The sequence below is a fragment of the Acinetobacter sp. ANC 3882 genome (assembly GCF_022549545.1).
Lineage (GTDB): Bacteria > Pseudomonadota > Gammaproteobacteria > Pseudomonadales > Moraxellaceae > Acinetobacter.
Genome location: NZ_JAKZGB010000001.1, coordinates 164,910 through 188,495, shown reverse-complemented (window position 1 = coordinate 188,495; position 23,586 = coordinate 164,910). Strand labels below are relative to the sequence as shown.

25 protein-coding genes are annotated in these 23,586 nt (G+C 38.6%); 6 read left to right on the top strand and 19 right to left on the bottom strand.

The window, feature by feature from the left end:
- Positions 1–150 precede the first annotated feature (150 nt).
- The 4 genes from MMO42_RS01065 to MMO42_RS01050 all read right to left on the bottom strand — a co-directional run bounded on the left by MMO42_RS01065 (position 151) and on the right by MMO42_RS01050 (position 3,357).
- Complete coding sequence (locus MMO42_RS01065) at positions 151–774, bottom strand: LysE family translocator (protein WP_228129825.1); 624 nt, start codon at positions 772–774, stop codon at positions 151–153.
- Positions 775–844: 70 nt separating this feature from the next.
- Positions 845–1,666 carry an AraC family transcriptional regulator gene (locus tag MMO42_RS01060; RefSeq protein ID WP_241318816.1) on the bottom strand — a complete coding sequence of 274 codons (822 nt, stop codon included), beginning with the start codon at positions 1,664–1,666 and terminating at the stop codon, positions 845–847.
- 149 nt (positions 1,667–1,815) lie between these two features.
- Complete coding sequence (locus tag MMO42_RS01055; protein ID WP_241318815.1) at positions 1,816–2,076, bottom strand: hypothetical protein; 261 nt, start codon at positions 2,074–2,076, stop codon at positions 1,816–1,818.
- A gap of 183 nt (positions 2,077–2,259) precedes the next feature.
- Entirely contained in the window at positions 2,260–3,357 is a 1,098-nt protein-coding gene (locus tag MMO42_RS01050; protein ID WP_241318814.1) for an LLM class flavin-dependent oxidoreductase, read from the bottom strand.
- A 189-nt stretch (positions 3,358–3,546) separates the two neighbouring features.
- Between MMO42_RS01050 and MMO42_RS01045 the strand changes: the two genes are divergently transcribed.
- The 3 genes from MMO42_RS01045 to MMO42_RS01035 are packed head-to-tail and all read left to right on the top strand — an operon-like array spanning position 3,547 to position 5,212.
- Positions 3,547–4,101, top strand: a complete 555-nt coding sequence (locus MMO42_RS01045; RefSeq protein ID WP_241318813.1) for a PAAR domain-containing protein — start codon at positions 3,547–3,549, stop codon at positions 4,099–4,101.
- A gap of 11 nt (positions 4,102–4,112) precedes the next feature.
- Positions 4,113–4,727 (top strand): hypothetical protein, encoded by a 615-nt coding sequence (locus tag MMO42_RS01040; protein WP_241318812.1) that lies wholly within the window; start codon positions 4,113–4,115, stop codon positions 4,725–4,727.
- A complete protein-coding gene (locus MMO42_RS01035) occupies positions 4,724–5,212 on the top strand; it encodes a hypothetical protein (protein WP_241318811.1) in 489 nt (162 codons plus the stop codon). The genes MMO42_RS01040 and MMO42_RS01035 overlap by 4 nt, the downstream gene beginning before the upstream one ends.
- 165 nt (positions 5,213–5,377) lie before the next feature.
- On the opposite strand, the gene MMO42_RS01030 is transcribed toward MMO42_RS01035, so the two are convergent.
- The 10 genes from MMO42_RS01030 to MMO42_RS00985 all read right to left on the bottom strand — a co-directional run bounded on the left by MMO42_RS01030 (position 5,378) and on the right by MMO42_RS00985 (position 15,352).
- On the bottom strand, positions 5,378–7,708 hold the full coding sequence (locus MMO42_RS01030) for a TonB-dependent receptor (protein ID WP_241318810.1): 2,331 nt from the start codon (positions 7,706–7,708) through the stop codon (positions 5,378–5,380).
- Positions 7,709–7,840: 132 nt separating this feature from the next.
- Entirely contained in the window at positions 7,841–8,716 is an 876-nt protein-coding gene (locus tag MMO42_RS01025; protein ID WP_241318809.1) for an MBL fold metallo-hydrolase, read from the bottom strand.
- A 10-nt stretch (positions 8,717–8,726) separates the two neighbouring features.
- Positions 8,727–9,137 (bottom strand): DUF6691 family protein, encoded by a 411-nt coding sequence (locus MMO42_RS01020; RefSeq protein WP_241318808.1) that lies wholly within the window; start codon positions 9,135–9,137, stop codon positions 8,727–8,729.
- The gene (locus tag MMO42_RS01015; protein ID WP_241318807.1) at positions 9,134–9,553 is read right to left on the bottom strand and encodes a YeeE/YedE thiosulfate transporter family protein; all 420 of its coding nucleotides are present in this window, start codon (positions 9,551–9,553) and stop codon (positions 9,134–9,136) included. The genes MMO42_RS01020 and MMO42_RS01015 overlap by 4 nt, the downstream gene beginning before the upstream one ends.
- A 136-nt stretch (positions 9,554–9,689) precedes the next feature.
- Complete coding sequence (locus MMO42_RS01010; protein ID WP_241318806.1) at positions 9,690–10,166, bottom strand: DUF6438 domain-containing protein; 477 nt, start codon at positions 10,164–10,166, stop codon at positions 9,690–9,692.
- A gap of 144 nt (positions 10,167–10,310) precedes the next feature.
- Positions 10,311–11,015: a 2-C-methyl-D-erythritol 4-phosphate cytidylyltransferase gene (gene ispD, locus MMO42_RS01005; RefSeq protein ID WP_241318805.1), complete on the bottom strand. Its 705-nt coding sequence runs from the start codon at positions 11,013–11,015 to the stop codon at positions 10,311–10,313.
- Complete coding sequence (ftsB, locus tag MMO42_RS01000) at positions 10,999–11,370, bottom strand: cell division protein FtsB (RefSeq protein ID WP_005153300.1); 372 nt, start codon at positions 11,368–11,370, stop codon at positions 10,999–11,001. Before ftsB ends, ispD begins: the two co-directional genes overlap by 17 nt.
- A gap of 125 nt (positions 11,371–11,495) precedes the next feature.
- Positions 11,496–12,785, bottom strand: a complete 1,290-nt coding sequence (eno, locus tag MMO42_RS00995; protein ID WP_005153307.1) for a phosphopyruvate hydratase — start codon at positions 12,783–12,785, stop codon at positions 11,496–11,498.
- Positions 12,786–12,830: 45 nt separating this feature from the next.
- Positions 12,831–13,688: a 3-deoxy-8-phosphooctulonate synthase gene (gene kdsA, locus MMO42_RS00990; RefSeq protein ID WP_005153309.1), complete on the bottom strand. Its 858-nt coding sequence runs from the start codon at positions 13,686–13,688 to the stop codon at positions 12,831–12,833.
- A gap of 32 nt (positions 13,689–13,720) precedes the next feature.
- Positions 13,721–15,352, bottom strand: coding sequence for a CTP synthase (locus MMO42_RS00985; RefSeq protein ID WP_241318804.1), 1,632 nt, complete (start codon positions 15,350–15,352; stop codon positions 13,721–13,723).
- Positions 15,353–15,722: 370 nt separating this feature from the next.
- Between MMO42_RS00985 and MMO42_RS00980 the strand changes: the two genes are divergently transcribed.
- The gene (locus tag MMO42_RS00980) at positions 15,723–16,187 is read left to right on the top strand and encodes an internalin (RefSeq protein ID WP_241318803.1); all 465 of its coding nucleotides are present in this window, start codon (positions 15,723–15,725) and stop codon (positions 16,185–16,187) included.
- A 78-nt stretch (positions 16,188–16,265) separates the two neighbouring features.
- Here the strand turns inward: MMO42_RS00980 and MMO42_RS00975 are convergent, their stop codons facing one another.
- From MMO42_RS00975 to MMO42_RS00960, 4 genes are all read right to left on the bottom strand, one after another.
- A complete protein-coding gene (locus tag MMO42_RS00975) occupies positions 16,266–17,351 on the bottom strand; it encodes an alpha/beta fold hydrolase (RefSeq protein ID WP_241318802.1) in 1,086 nt (361 codons plus the stop codon).
- A 16-nt stretch (positions 17,352–17,367) separates the two neighbouring features.
- Positions 17,368–18,087: an SGNH/GDSL hydrolase family protein gene (locus MMO42_RS00970; RefSeq protein ID WP_241318801.1), complete on the bottom strand. Its 720-nt coding sequence runs from the start codon at positions 18,085–18,087 to the stop codon at positions 17,368–17,370.
- A gap of 39 nt (positions 18,088–18,126) precedes the next feature.
- Positions 18,127–18,534, bottom strand: a complete 408-nt coding sequence (locus tag MMO42_RS00965; RefSeq protein WP_241318800.1) for a nuclear transport factor 2 family protein — start codon at positions 18,532–18,534, stop codon at positions 18,127–18,129.
- A gap of 71 nt (positions 18,535–18,605) precedes the next feature.
- Positions 18,606–20,630, bottom strand: coding sequence for an NADPH-dependent 2,4-dienoyl-CoA reductase (locus MMO42_RS00960; RefSeq protein WP_241318799.1), 2,025 nt, complete (start codon positions 20,628–20,630; stop codon positions 18,606–18,608).
- A gap of 124 nt (positions 20,631–20,754) precedes the next feature.
- Here MMO42_RS00960 and MMO42_RS00955 point away from each other — a divergent pair, with 124 nt between their 5' ends.
- On the top strand, positions 20,755–21,315 hold the full coding sequence (locus tag MMO42_RS00955; RefSeq protein WP_241318798.1) for a PadR family transcriptional regulator: 561 nt from the start codon (positions 20,755–20,757) through the stop codon (positions 21,313–21,315).
- A complete protein-coding gene (locus MMO42_RS00950; protein WP_241318797.1) occupies positions 21,315–22,235 on the top strand; it encodes an alpha/beta hydrolase in 921 nt (306 codons plus the stop codon). The genes MMO42_RS00955 and MMO42_RS00950 overlap by 1 nt, the downstream gene beginning before the upstream one ends.
- Before the next feature lie 51 nt (positions 22,236–22,286).
- Here MMO42_RS00950 and MMO42_RS00945 read toward each other — a convergent pair whose 3' ends face one another.
- Positions 22,287–23,327 carry a 3-deoxy-7-phosphoheptulonate synthase gene (locus MMO42_RS00945; RefSeq protein ID WP_241318796.1) on the bottom strand — a complete coding sequence of 347 codons (1,041 nt, stop codon included), beginning with the start codon at positions 23,325–23,327 and terminating at the stop codon, positions 22,287–22,289.
- Between the last annotated feature and the right edge of the window lie 259 nt (positions 23,328–23,586).

Sequence of the window (23,586 nt, the reverse complement as noted above, 5' to 3'; positions counted from 1 at the left end):
AAAGAGCCAAATTTTAAATTGAGCGAAAAGTTTCGTTTATTTTATAGAATTTTACGATTTTTTGCTTGGGTCTTTTGTTGGTGAAAATTTCACTTCAATAAAATATTCTAAATATCTTTTTCCATTCAGTTTTAAATAAGACTAATATTTTTATAAGCGAATGAATAAGATCGTTAAACCTAAAAAAACAATAATAACTCCAAAAAATCTGTTGATATAAATACCGATTTTAGAACTTCCTTTGACATTAACAGCAATTTTTCCAGCTAAAAATACGAGAGGAACTTGTATTAATAACATTACAATGATCAACTCAAGACCAAGTATTAACATTTGAAATGTAACACGACCAGCTTCGATACGAATGAACTGAGGAATAAAAGCCAGGGTAAATATGATAGCTTTAGGGTTTAAAAGATTAGTGAGTAATCCTTCTGAATAAATTTTTTTACAGCTTTTCTTAGACTTAATGTTATCAATACTGAGTGGATTATTATTTATAAATATACTAACACCAACCCACAAAATGTATAACGCACCAATAATTATAAAACTTTTATACAATACAGTAGAAGAATAAATTAATGCCGTTACACCAGCAATCGCAAATAGGATATGGAACATCACTCCAGTCACAGCACCAAATACAGTGATCAATCCCGCCTTAGCCCCCAGACTCATTGTATTCGATAATGCACGTAACATATCAGGACCTGGAATGAGCGTTAAGATCGTAGCAGAAATAGCAAATAGCCAAAGTGTTGAAATATCCATAAACATCATTTGAAACGTTAATTAGACATATTTTCAACATCTCTACACCAACAAGATAGAATGATATTGCTCAGTGACTGAAGTTGCGATAGTTACGAGGAGTAGTCCCATAAGTAGATTTAAATGCTCTTCCTAAATGAGATTGATCAGAAAAACCACAACTAGCAGCAATTTCTGCGATATCACGACCTGTCGAAAGCATTCTTTTAACTTGCTGTAGCTTAAGTTGCCGTTGATAACGACTTGGGGACAAACCAAACTTTGCTGTAAATTGACGACATAAATGGAACTTCGATATGCCTGCTGCTTGCGCTAATCTATCTAGGCTAATTCCTTCGAATTGATAATCATGAAGATATTCCTTTGCTCGTATTAAATGTAAGGACGCTAAACTCTTTTGACTTGCAATTTCTTGTGCTCTAACAGAAGAAAATACGTGAAGAAATTCAGCCATGCAATTACTCCAAACAACGTCTCTTTCAAATTTATCAGAGTCTATGTTTGTTAGAACTGTGGCAGCTTCACAAAGCTTTTTCGCAAATATAGTTTGCTTTAGACCTGCTACAATATTCGGAGGTAAATGCATTTCCATACTTTCAGCAGTATTAAATACATTCTCCACCTTAGGATAGAACATAAAATATCTACATCCTTGCTCCCCAACGACTGTTCCGGCATGGACTTCCCCAGGAGCAATGATGCTGACTTCACCACACTTAACAATCCCCTCCATTTTCCGTTTAGCACTATTGTTATTTGCCCCTCGCAATACAACACCAACTGACCAAGTATCATGCCAATGCCTTTCAAACTCATGGTCAGAAAAATCTGCTACAAGTAGTTCCAAGCCATCTAGATCGTCAAAACAATGTATTCGTGCAGAATTTTTCATATCAACTCAATCTTAAAGATTTAGATAATTCCTAATGAATGTTAAATTGATTATAAAGAAATCTTCATTATTTTTTGCTTCATATTTAATAAAATGCCAATGCCTACAACTGTCATTTTATTAAATTAGTGCTTACAAAAAATGCATTCTTAAGCATTAAATTGTGATTGTGTCATTTCACCTAAATAACAAATCGAAATGGCAAATAAATTCTCAGGCTGTGTTGCTAGATCATTTTTTTGGATCCACTCTGCCCCAATGATACTTAGCTCATTTAATTTAGATTTGGAAACGGGTGGCAAAAACGTTTCTAAGGGTAATTGGATGCTGAAATTTCTCGTATTGCCGTTATTGCTCTTATCATTAAACGTATAACCAATTAAATACCAATGATATTTTTGTTCATACATTTGTTATTCTCAAGTTTAATTGTTGAACTATTTTTATATCATAAAAAATAGACAGCACCAGTCAGAAATCTATGTAGTTGAAGAAATTTTTTCATATAAATAAAGGACTCATAACACATCAAGACAATCCTTAACAGGTTAAGGATTGCCGCTCAAAAAATGTAAATAAAGAAATTACTCAGATCAAGAAACCGATTTCAACAGCCCTTTTTGTTTTAAAATCGGTAAAACATGATCCCTGAAATATGGAAACTCTTGCGTATAGTTGAGAAAAGATAAGGTACTACCTGAAAAACCAGTTTCATGTAACTGTATTAGCCCTTCTGCAACTTGTTCAGGAGTACCAACTAAGGGAAAACCACCATGACCAACAGCAATACGTTGACGTAAATCTTCTCGCAAATCTGCAGGGAAAGACTTACAAAAGGCAAATAACGTATCCATCAAATGTTCTACTGCACCATGATCAGCATGATTCAGTTGTCTATTCCACTCGGCTTTGGCTTCATCTTCTGTAGGACGACAAATGACATGAGCAAAAGTCAGAACTTTAATCTTTCGCCCTAAAGTTTCTGCTTCATGTTTTAACTCTTTTATTTCAGTCACTGAACGCCCCAAATCAGAGGCTGGTGTAAATAAGAAATCTGAATTTTTGACAGCAAATTCACGGCCTTCTTTAGAACCTGCAGCATTAAAAATAGGAGGAAATATTTTAGGATTAGGTTTGCCATAGGTACCTTGTGTTTGAAAAAACTGGCCTTCCCAATTAAAGGGCTCAGTGCTTTGCCACGTTTTTTTGATTAATTCGTACCACTCTTGTGCATAACCATATCTTGTTTCATGGTCATCAGGTAATTGCAGGCCCATTGCATCATATTCAGGTTTATTCCACCCCGCGACAATGTTTAAGCCAACACGATTATCACTCACTTGTGCCATGGTTGCGATTTGTTTTGCTACTACTATTGGATGATTCAGCACAGTGTGCAATGTCGCGAAGATCTGAATATTTTTAGTTTTGGCTAATAATGCAGATGCCCACGTCACAGTTTCCAAAACAGTACCGTGGAAATCTTTTTCACCCCCATGACCAATAAAACGTGCAGCAGATAGCATGAAATCAATTCCTGCTTCATCTGCCATTTGTGCTAATTCTAGGTTTTTATCCCAACTGGCATCCCAGCCATCATCCAATGTTGATGGTGTTAGGCCTCCTGAACAATTTGAAGCAAAAATACCAAGTTTAAAAGAATCAGATAAATTGAAGTTATGTTGAAGCATGATTTTTCCTTTGTTAATATAAAATGTAATTACAATAAGAACAAAATATTCTGCTAATGAATCTTTGGCTAAGCGCAAATTTCTCAAAAAACTTAAGTTATATTTTAAAATTATTAAAGAAACTAAACAGTATGTTCTGTCTACCCCTTGTTATTATGCCCCAATAAATAAATAGAGGGCAAAAATTATATGGCTACACCTTATATTGTGATTGGCTGTCCAACAACAGGTGGTGGACAAGTGATTACTGGAAATAGCAGTTTCTTGATTGAAGGTATTCCTATTGCTTGTATTGGTGATAAAGCTACATGTCCAAAACACAAAACTGTGGCAATAATTATCAGTGGTGATCCACACATGCAAATCTTCGGTAAAGCTGCAGCTAGAGTGAATGATTCTCTTTCATGTGGATGCAAATTATTGCCAAAACAAAGTTTAGTTGTCCAAGATAATAACGGAAGTGTAGGCAGTGGCCAAAGCATAGCCTCTGCCATAGCCCCAGCTCAGGATAGCTTTGTAAAGGACAATCCTAATAAAGAATATGGGATACAATTCCAACTAAAGGATGAACAGACTCAGAAAACGTTTAGTGAAATTCCATATTCAATCATCTACAAGAAGAATGGGAAAGTAGAAACTGGATGGACTGACGAAGAAGGTAAAACTCACATCATTAATGCTAACTCGCCTGATGAAGTTGAGTTTCAAACAATTGATGCCTCAAAACCGTTACCGTCGTTATAAGGACTCTAAGAATGACACAAGATAGAATATTTTCGCCGACTCTAATACCATCCTTAGATAATGAAGTCAAAGTCTGCCACGCAGATGAATTATTAGATCCTTTACTTTGTAATAGTATCGTTAAAGTACTTAACTATCATACAACGGTACCTTACACTTTTATGATGAACCAGACTCAATGGGACTGGGTGAAACAGAAATATCCCTTTGAGCATGATTTAGCTATTCACTTTGGGCTTGAGTATGATTTGCGCCAGTTTAGCGATGCAGTATTAGAGCGTTATTCTTTTCATACAATGATGTATTTAAAGTTCACCTTGTATGCACAAAAGCATTCCAGAAATAAAGGGGCAGAAATGATCTTAGAATTAGCAAAAGATTCTTTTTCTGCTCGAATGGCAATTGCTAAGAAAAATTTTGGTGAAATCATTGATTTAGCATTATCGAATGCAAGCAAGCCTATTCTTGCAGCAAATGCTTTGGCAGTGTTTACCAATAATGGACCTTTTGGAATTAATGAATATATGTATCAAAATGTCTTCGGACGTTCATATGATAGAGCAACAGTTTCTCAATATATTCAAAACTACAACTATATCCCACCTAAAAACCGTTTTTCACTATGAAAATGACATTAATCCCAGTACTAGCTATTTCTTGTTTATTCTTTACATCTTGTAAAGCATCATCTGATAAAGATGATATTGATCAATTTGTAAAAGTAGACCTGAAAAACTATGCAACCGATAACTATAGAGTTTTTATTGAAGCAAATAAAAATTTCTCTAATGACCCTGCATTAAAAGAAACACTTTTTAATAATACTTACGTAAAGCTGGAAACAGCTCGTAGTCTTTTAAGTGAAGAGTATCCTGATTGGGTGGAAGGCTTAGAACGCAATGGTTTCGATTATGCAGATCTCAATACAATATGTTGGATGACGGTCTATATGGAAAACTATGTAGAGAAAATTGATGAGAAGTATAGAAAAGACCTTAAAGTTGAAACTCTAAGTGACGTACATCGACTCTATGAAGAAAGAAAAAAAGTCATCAAGTTGAGGGATACTAAAGATCAAACTGCTAAGAATTTTGTTGAAATATGCACTTAGTTTTCTACTATCCACCACTCACAATAATGTAAAAAGATGCCAATCTCCCCAATTGGCATCTTATGCAAATTTTAAACTTTTCCAGCATGTAAAAATGGTAATTACTTAGAAGAAACCGTAGCTGTTTAGTTCGTGCCAGCCATCTTCAATGTTATATTCCGCAGTCTAGATCTTCATATTAATCCCAAGTTGGAAACCACGCCCTGGCAATGGTGCAATATATTTCAAAGGAGAATTATGCGGTCTCGCTTCCTCATTCAGTAGATTTGACCCATTCAGGAAAACGTCAATATCAGAATTCTTTAACTTAATATGCTTACTGATTTGCATATCAAGCATATTAAAAGCGGGCAATGGTACTTCCTCCGAAACATTCTTCCCTAGATATTTGGGCTTATCATAATAAATGCTTGAAAGACGTGCCGCCCAATCCCCTTTACTCCACTCTACGCTTGCACCATAACGGCTTGTTGGCATGTTCGGTAAATAATTGCCGTCATTAAATAAGCTATATTGATTTGGACTTAAATTTTTATTTTTTACAAAATCAGCAAATGCACCAAGTGTAAAAAGACCAAATTGTTGAGTATTGAGTTTTTGCTTAAGATCAACTTCAAAACCTGTAATTTCAGTATCTGTTTGAGTCCAGTATTTCAGTGGTAGCCGATTCGAAGTTTGCATACCAGAATGAGTTAAGTACAGATAGTTTTCAAATTTCATCTTATAAACAGTGGCTTCAAGATTAAAATCTTTATAACCCAATAAGCCTGTAAGCTCTGTATTTTTGGATTTTTCAGGTTCTAGCTTTTGATTTCCTTGTTCATTGATCATAATCGAATAATGGTTGCCACTGGCATAAAGTTCATTGAGTTCTGGTGCGCGTTCCGATACAGAATATCTAAGCTTCATGCCTAAATAGTCATTCATTTTCAGATAAGAGCCCACACTGTAGCTATCGAGATCGAAACTGGTATCTTGTAGTGTTGTATTGGCGGAATTACGAGAACTCTTAAAGTCACTGGCTTTGATTGTATGATCCAAACGTTCTTGGCGATAGCCTGCATCGAAAGACACACGATCCAGATCAATTTTTTCTTGGATAAAGATCGCTTGAGTTTTTGTTTTCACATCAGGAAGGTAACGTAACTTGCCCTGTCCTTCGACTGTTCGATTACTTAGACTAGCGCCTAGCAGACCATTTAAATAAGGTAGAGGCTGATGTCTCAATAATAATTCTGCTTGTTTGGTATCAAAGCGGTAATCGTTTGCCAGTTGTGTACCCAAGTATTCACCAGAGCGATTGATCACCTGATTCACTTTGAAATCGATCCCCTTCAGGAATGGTGTATCTAAGTTAAATTGACTATCCAATCTATATTTTCGTTGATCCGTCTTTACCCCAACAGGCAGACCATCATCATAGGACGATTGAAATGACTTATTTTCTAAAGAAAAACCGGGGACACCATAGGCATTTTTCTTTGAATCTGCGCTCAGACCAATATAGCCATTATCTACAAAATAGGTCGTCCCGATCGCATAGTGCTGATTTTCTAAATAGCTATTGCCCAATTTCCGATTATAGTTTGGCGTTACATCATTATTAATTCTGTTTTCTTTATACTTAGCCGTATCAGGAACATACTCTGGATTAACAGGATTGGTATACGTTTTACCGCTCCAGACGGATGTAGGTTTATCTGTATAAAATGAAAACTTCCCATCCGCCCAATCCGGATTTTCAGTCATGAATTGATCAATATATTTTTGTGATGCTGTGTTGTAGATTTGCTGGATACGAGTATCCTTTTGACAAGCATCCGCCAACGCTGAATTTACGCCTCCTGTGGCAGGAAAAACAGCACTATTACACAGTTCGGCTTTGCTCTGTTCAGGAATCTTATAAGACGAAATGTCCTGTTTAGAAAATAAGAAGTTAGTTGAAAAATTACTTTGATTATTCAAATTCAGTTTAAATCCATGAGCATCTGCATTATTCCAACCTTTTCGTACAGCCAACTCTAAATTATGGTCTTTCTTTGGCATTTCTTTGCTAATCAGGTCATTCTCAATATTTACACTGCCACCAATCGCGTTTCCGCCGTATCGCACACTATCAGAAGATTTATTCACCTGAATAGATTGGTTAAATAATGGATCAAAAGGAATATTAATATTGCCACTGACCGCATTCATTCCATAAGCTGAAAGTCCATCCTCAAGAATTTGTACGCGATTGCCACTTAAACTGCGGATGACGGGTGCGCCAGAGTTTGGACCAAAAGCACTACTTTGCACCCCTGATACATGCTTGAGTGCATCTCCCAAAGTTTGATTTTCTGCCTTTCGATTCTTTAAAACGATATTGTTTCCGATTGAAAGATCAGTTTCTGCTTTTAAACTAATGTTTGGCAAAATGACAGGACTATCCTGCTCATTTGCAGATGCTTGTTGATTGATAAATAGAATGGCTAATGCCAAGGCTTTGTAACGCACATTGAACTCCTTATTTTCAATTGTTATGTTATAACATAACAATTGAGTGTTCAAACAAAACCTAAGCTTCATTTTTCATTCTTAATGTCCGTAAAAAGTTCCGTTCTCAAATCCTTTTGAGCTATTCAGTTTTCATGATTGATTAAAGTAATTCAGAGGCAACTTTAAGTAGCGAATTCCATTAGATTCTGGTTCAGGGAAATGCCCAGCATTCATGTTCATTTGGATTGCTGGAAGTATCAGTTTGGGCATAGACAAAGTTTTATCACGCACTTGACGCATCTGAACAAAGTCTTGCTTCTGCGTTTTTGCATTTAAATGGATATTACTTCGCTTCTGTGAACCGATATCGGTCTGATAAATATATTCATCTCTGCCTTCAGGTTTGTAGTCATGGCATAAAAAAACACGGGTTTGCTCAGGTAATTGATACAACTTTTGCACAGACTCAAATAAAGTGTCAGCACTCCCTTTAGGAAAATCACAACGCGCCGTGCCATAGTCTGGCATAAATAAAGTATCACCAATAAAAACTGCATCACCGATGACATAGCTTAAGCAGGCTGGCGTATGCCCTGGTGTCGATATGTTATATGCCTTCAAATTTCCGATACTAAAATTTTCATTGTCTTGAAATAGATAATCGAACACTTGATGTGTATTAAAATATTTAATATCAATATGATAAATTGCACTAAAAGTGTCTTGAACAATTGCGATCTTCTCACTCATAGCAATTGTTCCACCAAGCTTCGACTTTAAATATTGTGAAGCCGTTAAATGATCGGCGTGAACATGTGTCTCCAAAATCCATTCAACAGTCAATGCTTTGGAATCAATATACGTAATAATCTCATCTGCTTGCTGTGTCGATGTTGAAGCCGAAGCTGCATCATAATCGAGGACACTATCAATAATGGCACAATGCTTTGTTTCAGGATCATGTACAACATAGCTAAAAGTATTGCTGTTTTCGTCGAAGAAGGCTTTGACTGCTGGATATTGCATTGACTCGCTCCTACTGCTTGGCCCAAAGGCGATGGATCAACATGCCAAGTAACATTGCTCCGATAAAATACCAGATCTCAAAATAACCAAGACCAATTAATGTAATCGCAGGTGCTGGGCAAATTCCTGCAATCCCCCAACCGATCCCAAATAATACCGCACCAATGATTAACTTCCGATCAATTTGAGTATTTGTTGGTAATGCGATTGTTTCACCAAATAACGTTTTTGGATGACGCAATGCCAGCTGAAATGGGATAAATGCAACCGCAATTGCACCAATCATGACAAACATCAAACTGATATCCCAATTCCCGAAAATATCTAAAAAACTTAACACCTTTTCGGGATTTGACATGCCTGAGATAAGTAAACCTAATGCAAATATGCTGCCAAACAACAGAGCTAGTAGATTTTTCACAATACAGCCCCTGCAAGATGACGTATTGCATACACTGTTATAAAACCCGCAAACATAAACGTCATCGTGGCAATAACTGAACGGATTGATAATCGACTCATCCCGCAAATACCATGCCCACTGGTACACCCCGAACCCAGACGGGTTCCAAAACCAACAAGTAAGCCTGCGATAATTAATGCCAATGGCGATGAAGTCATGATGATTTCGGGCTGCACAAAAATTTGATAAATAAATGGAGTAAGAATGAGCCCCAGCAAAAACCAGAATGTAGAACTACTAAAAAATGTTTTTGGCTGTAATAATTGTGCGATTAGTCCACTAACACCTGCAATTCGTCCATGGACATATAAGTAGCCTACGACTGCGAAACCAATCAGTGCACCGCCAATCAACGCTAAGATAATGCTGGTCATTGTCCTCTCACATTTCAATATATGTCTTTATAATATGTTATTTTAAATATTAACTAAAGCGTAAATTGATCTCTGCAACTGAAAAAGGCTTAATTACCACTGATAATTAAGCCTCTCTTTAAGTTCTAAAGTAAACTTAACGTACTAGATCTTCAATACCAATCAATTTAGGTAATTTTTCGATTACTTTATTCAACTCAGCATTTGCTGGTGAGATACAACCCGTGTAATGGCTGAGTTTAGTAACTGTACCATCTGGACGCTTCCAAGAAAAATAAGCACTTTGATGATCACTAGCCGTTTCTGCACAACCCGTCGTTTTTACGTTTGCACCTGTTGCTGGACGATAAGTTTTCAACTCTTGTTGTAACTTTTTATAGACCGAAGGATCAACTTTTAAATCTTGAGTGCCTGTTACTTTAGTGTATTGTTTTCCATCAAAGTGAACATCCCCTTCAGGTGTAACCTCAACAGAATAGATTGGACATGTCCCAAAACAAGGACTAGTCGAATAACGAATACTTTCTTGTACGGTGTCTTGAGGTTGTTGAGGTGTTGTAGCGCAGCCAATGAGAGAAAAAGTGAAAAGGCCAGCAAGTAATAATTTTTTCATTTGTTGATCCGTTATAAAGTATGTTGTTCAAATTTAACAAATAGTAGAAATTTTGTCATTTAGATTGATGTAAAAATCAATAAATTTCATTTAAATTTACTTAGGCTATTTTAAATAGCAGGTCAAAAATATTTATTTGATGAATTATGAATGGGTTTGCGTTTGAAGGATTAATCGAGCCAGTTCTAAATCGTCTTTATAAGTGATTTTGATGTTATCTGAACGTCCTTGTACCACTTGTACAGCTTCATTCACATGTTCTAAAGCACTTGCTTCATCAGTAATTGTTATTTGTTCTGCCAATGCTGTTTGGATCGCATGTTTAAGAACACCAAGCTTGGCCATTTGTGGTGTCTGCGCCTGCCACAAAGATTCACGACTCACTGTTTTCTCAATTTGATTTTGGCTTGCGACGTATTTAAGCGTATCACGGACAGGAATTGCTAAAATTGCGCTTTGGTTAGAATCTTGAGCTGATTGAACCAACCGTCTTAAGCAATCCTCAGCTACGCATGGTCGTGCTGCGTCATGAACCAAGACCCAATCATCTTCATCAGCAATTTCAGATAAATAGGTTAAGGCATTCAGAACAGAATGCACTCGTTCTTCGCCGCCAGTGCAAAAATGCAATTTGTGTTGATGCTGAAAAGAAAGCGTTTGGGCAAAGCTATCCTGCTCACCGATTGCAAGTACACAGCCGGCTAAATCTAAGCTATTCAGACGATTAACCGTATGTTCAAGTACAGTATGATTATGAATATATTGATATTGTTTTAATTCAGTTTTTGAAAAACGACTGCCCGAACCTGCTGCTGGTACAACCGCCCACAGCTTAGTCTGGGTTTTCATTTGTTGCGGTATCTTCTTTTGCGTTTGGATCGATATAGATAGGTTTATAATGGGTACTGATCGTACTCATTTGCACAAAAGTTTCATTCGGTTTGACTAAACCTAAATCTAAACGGGCATGCTCTTCAATTGCTTCACTGCCACTTTTTAAATCAAAAACTTCAGCAGCTAAAATACGGTTTCGCTCTTTGAGCTCAGTATTAATTTCTGCTTGTTGGGTAATTTGTTGAGTCAAAGCTTGGTGAGGAAAATAGCCACCCTCACCTAGCCAAAATTGATACTGCAAGCTTGCCACCAAAAAGATGACAAGCAACAGAATCAATTTACTCGAGGTCGATCGAAACATATCTAGCATGAAAAAATCCCTACATCCTTCTCAAAGGAAGATCATCTGCAAATTCTATAGGATTATGAATTTGCAGAGTTTCTGTCTTTTGTAAAGAAAGATGATCAGACGTATTCAACATAGATAAATTGACCTTAGTTTAGACCTTTGAATTCAGCTTTACCGCGGTAAGCTGCGTTCGTTAATTCTTCAATACGAAGCAATTGGTTATATTTCGCTACACGGTCAGAACGGCATAGTGAACCGGTCTTGATTTGACCAGCTGCTGTACCTACTGCCAAGTCAGCAATTGTTGAATCTTCAGTTTCACCTGAACGGTGTGAGATTACAGTGCTATAACCATTTGCTTTCGCAAGGTAGATTGCATCTAGAGTTTCAGTCAATGTACCGATCTGGTTGTATTTGATCAGAATCGAGTTACCGACTTTCTCATTAATACCACGTTGTAAAATCTTAGGATTAGTTACGAATAAATCGTCGCCAACCAACTGGATTTTGTCACCAAGGATTGATGTTAAGTAGCTCCAACCTTCCCAGTCAGATTCATCTAGACCATCTTCAATCGAAATGATTGGGTATTGATTTACAAGACCAGCTAAATAGTCAGAGAACTGGTTGCTTGTGAATGCTTTATTGCCTTCACCAGCAAGAACATATTGACCATTTTTGTAGAATTCTGAAGAAGCACAGTCAAGTGCCAGCATGATATCAGAACCAGCTTTGTAACCCGTTTGACCAATCGCTTCAAGAATAACAGTGATTGCTTCTTCGTTTGAACGCAAGTTTGGTGCAAAACCACCTTCATCACCCACAGCAGTGTTTAAACCTTTTTTGTTTAAAACTGATTTTAGAGAATGGAAGATTTCAGCACCTGCACGTAATGCTTCAGCAAATGATGTGAAGCCTACAGGCTCAATCATGAACTCTTGAATATCAACATTGTTGTCGGCATGCGAACCACCATTGATGATATTCATCATTGGTACAGGCATAGTCAAAATCGTTTGACCACGAAGATCTGCGATATATTGGAAAAGAGGAATTTTCTTTTCATCTGCAGCAGCACGAGCAGCAGCCAATGAAACAGCTAAAGTTGCGTTAGCACCTAATTTTTCTTTGTTTTCAGTACCATCAAGTTCGATCATCGTATTATCGATGTCTTTTTGTTCAAACACTGATTTGCCCACTAAAGCGTCACGGATAATCGTATTTACGTTATTAACCGCAGTTTTAACACCTTTACCCAAATAACGTGCTTTATCGCCATCACGAAGTTCTAAAGCTTCACGAGAACCAGTTGAAGCACCAGATGGTGCACATGCACGACCAACAACCCCAGATTCTAAAATAACGTCTGCTTCGATGGTTGGGTTACCACGAGAGTCCAAAATTTCACGTGCGCGGATGTCAACGATTTGGCTCATGAACAATTCCTCTGTTGAATGAAAAACAAGATGCAAGTTATTGCATCAATGGGTGTCTAACTTTTTGAATCCTTTAACTAAAGTATCCAATTCTTTTAATTGCGCCAAGAATGGCTCAAGCTGAGATAAACGCAATGCACATGGTCCATCACATTTTGCAATTTCTGGCTCAGGATGCGCTTCCAAGAACAGACCCGCTAAACCTGTTGCCATACCTGCACGCGCTAAAGTCGTAATTTGAGCACGGCGACCACCAGCAGAATCAGCACGTCCGCCAGGTGTTTGTAATGCATGTGTCACGTCAAAGAATACAGGCACATTCATTTCTTTCATGGTGTCAAAACCAAGCATATCTACAACTAAGTTGTTATAGCCAAATGCTGAACCACGTTCACAAAGAATGAGTTTGTCGTTTCCAGCTTCCAAACACTTATGCAAAATATGGCGCATTTCGTGTGGCGCAAGAAACTGTGCTTTTTTGATATTGATAATGGCTTGGGTTTTTGCCATTGCCTCAACGAGATCAGTCTGACGACTTAAGAAGGCAGGAAGTTGAATAATGTCGGCAACTTCAGCAACTGGCGCTGCTTGGTATGGCTCATGAACGTCAGTGATAATGGGCACATTAAAATGCTTTTTAATGTCAGCAAGCCATTCAATCCCCTTTTCCAAACCTGGTCCTCGGTATGAGTTCAGGCTTGAACGGTTTGCTTTATCAAAGCTCGCCTTAAATACATAAGGAATATCTAAGCGCTTACAAATATCGACATAAGTTTCAGCAATTTCAAATGCCAAATCTTTTGACTCTAATACGTTCATTCCGCCAAATAATACAAATGGCAAATGATTTGCCATTTGTATATCGCCTAAACGTACAACTTCTTGTGGTTTTAATTGTGACATTTAAACTTCCCAGTTTATTTAAAACTCAGTACTTACTTTTGGTGCTGATTTTTAGCAGCCCCGATAAAACTAGCAAATAATGGGTGTCCATCACGTGGTGAACTTGTAAATTCTGGGTGGAATTGTACAGCAATAAACCAAGGATGTTCAGGAATTTCTACAGTTTCAACTAAATGTTGTACTGATGAATAGCCTGAAATTTTCATACCCGCTTCTTCAAGCGCTGGAATAAAACGATCGTTCATTTCATAACGATGGCGGTGACGTTCAGTAATTTCAGCTTTGCCGTAAACTTCACGTGTTTTAGTGCCTTCAACCAGTTCAGATTTCTGTGCACCCAAACGCATCGTACCGCCTAGGTCAGACTCAAGGCTACGTTGCTGTAATTCACCACGCTCATCTAACCATTCAGTGATTAAACCAATGAGTGGATATTTGGTTGAGCGGTTAAATTCTGTTGAGCTTGCTTCAGGCATTGCTGCAACATTACGTGCATATTCAATCACAGCCAATTGCATGCCTAAACAAATACCAAGGAATGGAATCTTGTTTTCACGTGCATATTGAATGGCTTTCATTTTGCCTTCAGTACCGCGCTCACCAAAACCACCTGGAACTAAAATCGCATCAGCCGTACTTAAAATGCTAATGTCTTGCTGTTCAAGCTCTTCAGCATTGACATAATCAATCTGAACTTTGACACGGTTTTGAATACCTGCATGTAACAACGCTTCATTGACAGATTTATAAGCATCTGGCAATTCTACATATTTACCAACCATCGCTACACGCACTGTGTATTCTGGATTAAGTAATGCTTCTACCACATTGTCCCAATCTTCAAGATTTGCTTCTGGAAGATCGTTATAACCAAAACGTTCACAAATTAAATCGTCAACATTTTGTTCATAGAATGTACGTGGAATTTGATAAATCGTTTTTGCATCTTTACAGACCACAACGGCACGAGCTTCAACGTTTGTGAACAATGCAATCTTACGTTTCGTATCAACATCGACATCGTATTCGGTACGGCAGATCAAGATATCTGGCTGAATACCGATAGAAAGCAGCTCTTTCACAGAGTGTTGCGTTGGCTTGGTTTTTAACTCAGCCGCAGATTTGATGTATGGCAACAAGGTCAAATGCATCAACATGGTACGTTTATGACCAAGTTCTACCATTAACTGACGTACTGATTCCATAAAAGGAAGTGATTCGATATCACCAACCGTACCGCCAATCTCAACGATCGCAACGTCGTAACCTTCACCAGCGCGAAGTACGCGTTCTTTAATGTTGTCTGTAATATGTGGAATAACTTGAACCGTACCACCTAAGTAGTCACCACGACGTTCTTTATTCAAAACGTCTTGATATACACGACCACTGGTAAAGTTATTCAGTTTGGTCATTTTCGCACGACGTAAGAAACGTTCGTAATATCCCAAATCTAAGTCAGTTTCAGCACCATCCTCTGTGACGAAAACTTCACCGTGCTGAAATGGGCTCATGGTACCTGGATCGACATTAATGTATGGATCCATTTTTACCATAGTGACTTTTAAGCCACGAGCTTCCAAAAGTGCAGCAACAGAAGCAGCAGAAATACCTTTACCTAGTGATGAAACCACACCACCAGTGACAAAAATAAAATGGGTCATTGAGTTTCTCGTACAATCGAGCCGAAATCGGCCTACAATGTTGGGCAATTTTACTGTACTCTGCCCCTAGAAAGCAAAGTCAAACCGCATCAATTCAAAGAACTATAAACAACTGGCTATTCTATCAGCATTTTCGATAAAAATTTACGGGATTTGTGGATTTTTCATCCATAAATTACGATGAGTAGCTCAAAACCACTTAAATCTGCATTCAAAATTGTGCATTCTTCACTTTCAAATTCTTTGCTGCTCATCAGTTTAATTGCAAGCATTTATAAAATATAAACAAACTCAACAATGCACAGGGATTTCTTCGCCTACATTTACTGTTATAATTGCGGCTGTCCTTATTTAATATGTTGTTTTAGCAATGGCAAATAAAAAACTTTTAATTTGTGCAGCACTTGCGACTGGCCTTTTCTTAACTGCTTGTGTGAAAAAAGAAGAACCTAAAAACGAAGAGCAGCCAGAACAAGCAACAACTGAAACTCAGCCACAGCCTGAACCTGAAAAAATTCAAGAGTTCGAGTCTTTGGAAAGCGTTGACAAACACGAAGCTCCAGCACCTGTTGTTGAAACAACGCGTGAAGAAACACCAAACACGACGACTGAAATCCGTCGTGAGACTCGCCCTGCTCAAACTGAAGAGCCTACTGCAACACAAACAGCAACTGAAGAGCCAAAACCTGTAAAAGCTGAACAAAAGCCAGCAAAAACAGAACAGCCTAAAGCAGAGCAAACTGCCAAAGCACCAAAATCATCTGTACCAGCACAAAGTGAAGATGATGCTGTTGCTGCTGCAATTGCCGCTGCTACACCTGCATTAAACAACTAATGTTTTAATTGCTTGCTGTAAAAAGCCATGAACTGCGTCAATTGCAGCTCATGGCTTTTTTATTTCTACGACATTAATTTAATAATTCTTAAAAAAATCAGCCATCAAACGTGAGGCCCAAGACTTCACACTTAAACTCTCATAAAAACCACAATGACTGCCTTTCTTAGTCGTTACAACCGCAATATTTTCCATATGCTGAATTGCATCTTTATACGGTTCCAAGTTCTTAATCGAACAGACAGGATCATCTTCTGAATTAAGAATCATGAGTGGAATTTTGACATTTTCAAATACATAAATCGGATTAATCGCTTGGCAATAACTTTGATAATCCTGAAATCCCGCCATTTCAAAGTACTCTTTTTCAAACTCTTCCAAGCTTGTTGTGCTCAGTACTTTTTCAACAGAAGCAATCTGTCCCCATGTATTCTGATATGGATAAATAAAATATTTAAACAATTTTTTGGTCATCATTTTGCTATAAAAAGGATGAACATTTTTAAAACCAAGCTCAGTGTTATAACCCGGACACATTGCGAAAGCTGCTTTAAATGGAGTATCTAAGCCCTGCTCTCCCAAGTAACGCACCAGTAGTCCTGTACCAGCCGAAGATCCTACTGCATATAAATCTGATTTTGGAAACAAGTTTTGAATATGCTCCAGTTGTTCATTCAAATCACTGGTCGAACCGAAAAGAGAAATACGTGGTACAGGCATCGGCAGGCCTGCATGTCCACGACGCAAACAAAGTGCAATTCGCCAACCTGTGTATTCATGGAGATCTTTCACCAACTCACGCATACTTTCAGGTGTTCCTGTAATGGTATGCATAATGACGACTGTCGGCGTTTCAGCAGGGAGATCATAGCCATACCATGCGATAGCAGTCACGCCACCATCCTGCATGGTCAGTTGATCTATACGATCATATTCAAGTTTTATGCTTTTCTTGCGAATGATATCAAAGTAGAGCAAATGAATATGGGTATTACTCAGCCAAGGCGTCGGACGATATTTTTGCTTGAGCTGCGGTAATTTTTCCAAAACATCTTTAATTTTCCCTTTTGGGTCATAATACATTTTGGGCTGTTCAGCACCGAGCACCGAATCGAATAATGTTGAACCTAACACTTTAATTTTGTCTAAAGCCGATATACCCATATCCAATAACCGCCTCTCACTGTGAGTTGAATGTTTGCCGCACTAAAGCTGCAACCTGTTGTCCCCAAATGGCATAAATTTCTTTGCTTGGATGAAAACCATCGCTTGCCATAGGCAAATCCATTGCCTGAAAAGCTTCAATATCATATTGAATAAATCGAAATTGTGACTGTGGCGCTAGCCATTGATGTAATGCTTGATTCATTTGCTCAGCATATTGTCCAAATAACCAAGCCAAAGGATTGGGTAAAGCAGGAAAATGCTGCATTGGCGGCACACCCGAGACCACAATCAACTGAGGCTGAAACTGATTCTGGATGTATTGAAACAATCGCTTTTGTTGTTTTAACCACGATTTTGCAGAAGTCAGTTTAGTCACGTCATTGACACCCATTGAGGTGATAACTACATCATAGCATTGCCGATCTAACTGTTGTACCGCCTGAAAAACCTGTTGAGTCGTATCACCCGTTTTGGCATGTAGCTTCCATTCTAAACGATACTCATTTTGCAGCTCGGAAATGATTGCTCCAGATAAAGCATCTTGCTGGGTTTCAACGCCAACACCCGCTGCTGCCGAATCCCCTAAGATCAGTAGAGAAAGTGGTTTTCCTTGGCCAATCATGCCTTGACGACCCCCACGGGCTTCTAAAAGACGTGGTGTATTCTTACGAACCTTTATTCCTTGTATCAGCAATACAGGTAATAATGCAAAAGTTGAAAGTTTTAACCACATTCTAATTCTCTCAATATTACTTAGGCTATTTTTCAGGCCTTAATTGGGCTGATATTTGGCAAATCTTGCACCCATTTTTTCTGCCAATGCCGCCAAACCACTCATTGGACGAATCATTACTTCAAAATCAATGATTTTGCCTTGTTCATTAAAGCGAATCATATCAATCCCCTTTAAAGATTTACCGCTGACATTGGCACTGAATTCCAATACCACGTTTGCACCATCTTCAGTATAAAACTCACGGTGATAAGTAAAGTTCTCAAAAACCTGAATCACGTTGGTCAAAATAAAGAAAACCACATGTTTTCCTTCATAAGGGTTATAGGCAACCGGTGAACGGAACACCACATCTTCCGCCAATAAGTCATTTAAATTTGATAAATCACCTGTTTTAATCATCTGATGCCAATTGGCAAGTGATTGCTTTGTTGTTTCCAATGTCATTGTTATTCTCCCTTGAGATTTAATCAAAATGTCCGTGAGCATTTGGTCAATAGAAAATGCTCACGATCTGCTTATAACGTTGCTGCTAATTCTGCACCTTGGCGAATCGCACGTTTTGCATCCAGCTCGCCCGCTTCTTTAGCTCCACCAATCAGGTGAACACGCTTACCGTCTGCTTGAAGTTGATCAAACATCGCGGTATATGATTCCTGACCAGCACAAATCACCACGTTGTCGACATCAAGCACACGGCTTTGACCATCCACTGTAATATGCAAACCCTGATCATCCACTTTGTCGTAGCTTGCACCCGCAATCATTTTCACATCACGATGTTTTAAGCCTGTGCGATGAATCCAGCCTGTGGTTTTACCAAGACCTGCTCCCACAGATGCGCTCTTACGCTGTAATAGATAAATTTCACGTTCTGACTTTTCTAATTCGGCTGCTTTTAAGCCACCCACATGTGCATAAGACGTATCAATTCCCCATTCTGCATAAAACTTTTCAGGATTTAAGCTGCCACTATCACCTGCATGAGTTAAATATTCCGCAGTATCAAAACCAATACCACCCGCACCAATAATGGCAACGCGTTTACCGACAGGCAAACGTTCTTTCAACACTTGGATGTAGCTCAACACTTTTGGATGATCAATCCCTTCAAACTGTAATTGGCGTGGCGTAACCCCAGTTGCAACCACGATATCGTCGTAATTTGCTTGACTCAGTTCTTCATAGGTTGCTGTATGATTGAGCACTAATTCAATATTGGGCTGTAATTCAATTTGACGTTTGAAATAACGTAAAGTTTCGTAGAACTCTTCTTTGCCTGGAATAGTCTTCGCAATATTAAATTGGCCACCGATCTGATTGCTTGCATCAAAGACTGTGACTTTGTGCCCACGACTCGCCGCATAAACTGCAAAGCTTAAACCTGCTGGGCCAGCACCAATCACGGCAATGTTTTTAACAGCACTGGTTTCTTTGAAAATAAGTTCTGTTTCATAGCAAGCACGTGGATTGACCAAGCACGTTGCAATTTTCATTGAGAAAATATGATCCAGACAGGCTTGGTTACAACCAATACAAGTATTGATCTCATCACTACGGCCTTCACTGGCTTTCAATACAAATTCTGGGTCTGCCAACATTGGACGAGCCATCGAGACCATATCCGCATGGCCTGATGCCAATACATGTTCCGCCATTTCCGGTGTATTGATACGATTCGAGGTAATTAAAGGAATTGAAACTTCACCTTTGAGTTTCTCTGTGACCCATGTGAATGCTGCACGCGGCACTTTGGTCGCAATCGTTGGAATACGTGCTTCATGCCAACCAATACCTGTATTGATAATCGTTGCACCAGCTTTTTCAATTTCTTTTGCAAGATAGATAACTTCTTCCAGCGTAGAACCGCCTTCCACCAAATCGAGCATCGACAAACGATAAATAAGAATGAAATTTTCACCGACTAAATCGCGGGTACGCTTCACAATTTCAATCGGAAAACGGATACGTTTTTCATAACTGCCGCCCCATTCATCATCGCGATGGTTGGTCCGTGCTGCAATGAATTCATTGATCAGATAACCTTCTGACCCCATAATTTCCACACCATCATAACCCGCATATTGTGCAAGCTTGGCGCAGTTGGCAAAGTCATCAATAGTTTGCTGAACTTCCGCAGAACTCAATGCTTTAGGTTTGATTGGGTTAATGGGTGCTTGAATCGCTGAAGGCGCAACGATCTCAGGTTGATAAGAATAACGGCCTGTATGCAAGATTTGCATCGCAATTTTACCACCCGCATCGTGTACAGCTTGGGTGATCACTTTATGTTTTTCTGCTTCTACAATGCTATCAAGCTTAGACGCATGAGCAAAGGTAAGACCTGCATCATTTGGAGCAATACCACCTGTTACGATTAATCCCACATCACCTTTCGCACGTTCCGCATAAAATGCGGCCATACGCTCATAACCTTGTGGTGCTTCTTCTAAGCCAACATGCATAGACCCCATAAGGACACGATTTTTTAAGGTGGTAAAGCCTAAATCAAGTGGCTTTAATAAATGTGGATAAGCTGACATGGTTTCTCCTTTGGCTCGCGCTCTGCTAGCTAATGCAACTTGTTGCATAAAGTTATAAACAAGATTTGATTTTTATGCAACATATTGCATAATTCTGATGAGTCATTTTTTATTATGGAACATCATGTCACTCGCCCATGTTTTATTGACCAGCTTATTAGAGAAACCAAGTACCGGTTTTGATTTAGCTCGTCGCTTTGACCGTTCAATGGGCTTCTTTTGGAATGCGACTCATCAGCAGATTTATCGTGAACTCAACGGTATGCTGAAAAAAGGATGGATTTCGACATTAGAAGAACAAGCTGCCAATAGCCGTAAAAAAACTTATCAAGTTGAACAACTTGGAAGAATACAACTGGCTTCATGGATTGAACAACAAAGCGAACCTGCTCAACTGCGTGATGACCTCATGGTCAGATTAAGAGCAGAAGCTCAACTCGGCGGCAATAATATTTTGCCCGAATTAGAGCGTCACTTGCTACTGCATAAGGAAAAATTAAGCCTTTATCAAGCAATTCATGATAAAGACTTTAAAGATAACGAACCAACCAATCGTGTTTTGTTTATCCATAAAATGATTCTGGAACTCGGTATCATTAAAGAAAATGAATGGATAAAATGGTTGGAACAAATGATTCCTCAACTTAAGAAGTTTGAGGAAGCAAACGATATTGGAGAAAAATAATGCCGTTTTATACCATGCCCGATCAAGAAAAATTATTTGTACGACGTGTCGGTGAAGGCGAACCTGTGCTCGTCTTATCAGGGCTGGGTATGCAAAGCTGGCAATGGCTACCGTTCTTATTTGCCAATCGTAAACAATATGAATTTATCATTCCTGATTGGCGTGGTTTTGGGGGTTCTAAGAACTGCAACATTCCAGATTTAGACGCCATATCAAGCCACTGGAATGATGTTGATTCATTGATCCAGCAACTAAAACTCAATCAATTTATTTTGATGGGTTATTCCATGGGTGCAACCACGGCAATGCATGGCATGAAACACGGTAGCTTAGCATCCAAACTCAAAGCCTATCTGCATATTGATCAAACGCCGAAAATTTCTGTTGATGACTCTTGGCAATATGGCTTATTTGGACAGAAACACCCTCAATTTAAAAAACTGTTAATTGATATCCAAACCTTATTGCTCGATTATAAAAACGCACAAACATTAGAGGATCTACCCAATGATGTTCGCTACAATCTTGTGAGCTTATGGGGAGATTTTATTGAACTGCAAGGCAGCAATAACTACACCCCTAAAATCGTTAAACTTGCATTACATCGCCCGTTCTTACAAAAATATTTACTTCCGATTCAACGTTTAGATTATTTACTTTGGTATGTAGAAAACTATCTAAACCATGATGAAGACTATCGCGAAGCAATCAGCCAACTCAACTGTCCAACGACATTCTTTATTGGCCGCGAATCTACGCTTTATCCAGAAACGGGACAAACACTGATTGCAGAAAGTTTAAGCAATGCAAAAGCGATTTATTTTGAACGCTCTGGTCATACACCATTGATTACGGAACCCAAAAAATTCAGCCAAGAAATTGGTCACTTTCTTGCTGCTCAATCCATCCACGCTGCTTGATTCAAAACCAATAAAAAAGCCAGTCTTGAAGACTGGCCTTTTTATTCAACTTTAGTTTTTATGTCGCATTTGTTCAGCAACATCTAACAAGACTTGTGCTGTTTTGTCCCAGCCCAAACAACCATCTGTAACGGATTGGCCATAGGTCATATCACAAGAAATCTTTTGATTGCCATCGACCAAATGACTTTCAATCATCACACCACGTACTTTTGATTCCGCACGTTCTGCAATAATTTGCTGTAAAACCTGTGGCTGTAATAAAGGATCTTTACCGCTATTGCCATGACTACAATCAATTACCAATGCAGGTAAATGCTTATGTTTGAAGTGCATGGCTTGGATCGAAGCCAAATCATAATTGGTTCCATGATTTGAACCACGTAAAATTAAGTGTGGTAATGGATTACCATGACTATGCAAAATTGCAGGTAAACCTTGTTGGGTCATACCCAAGAATTGATGGCCATGCAGTGCTGACTGAATCGCATCCAAAGCAATTTGAATCGAACCATCTGTACCATTTTTGAAGCCTATGCTGTACGGCATGTGACTGGCAATTTCACGATGAATCTGTGATTCGCTGGTGCGTGCACCAATTGCACCCCAAGCCAGTAAATCATCAAAATAACCTGTTGCCATTGGACTTAAAATTTCACTGGCAATCGGCAAGCCTTTTTCAACGAGTTGTAAGTAAAGCGCACGAGACTTTTCTAAACCAAGTTGTAAATCTGATGATCCATCTAAATTTGGATCATATAAGAAACCTTTCCAGCCCACGGTAGTACGTGGCTTTTCAATATATGCACGCATCACCAAGAATATTTGATCTTTTACCTGTTCTTGTAGTTGTTGGAGGCGATCAGCATATTCGAGTACTGCGATAGGATCATGAATCGAGCAAGGACCCGTAATCACCATTAAGCGATGATCATGTCCTGATAAAATATTCTGAATCGTTTGACGATGTTTTGAAATTTGCTGCGCTAAACTTGCAGACAAGGGATACTGCGCTTTGAGTTGTGATGGCAAGCTGAGCATTGATTCTTTTGTATGTGTTGGTTGTGTCAAAGCAGTATTTAAAGCATTCATTTTCAATTCCTTTGGACTGACCTTCTTCGCAGTCCTATCATTTATTTGAGCAAGTGTGATCTAAGCGATGTTGATTTTTTTGCAAAGTAAAACCAAGAAATCTTGCTAAAATATGAATAGTTAAATGTATACATGGTATTTCTCCTAAAATCATGATTGTTAAAGCATAAAAAAACCTGATCGGTGTTGCCGATCAGGTATTAACTGGTTGGGCAACCCTTTTTTGCTGCCCGAAACGCATCAGGCAACTACATATATT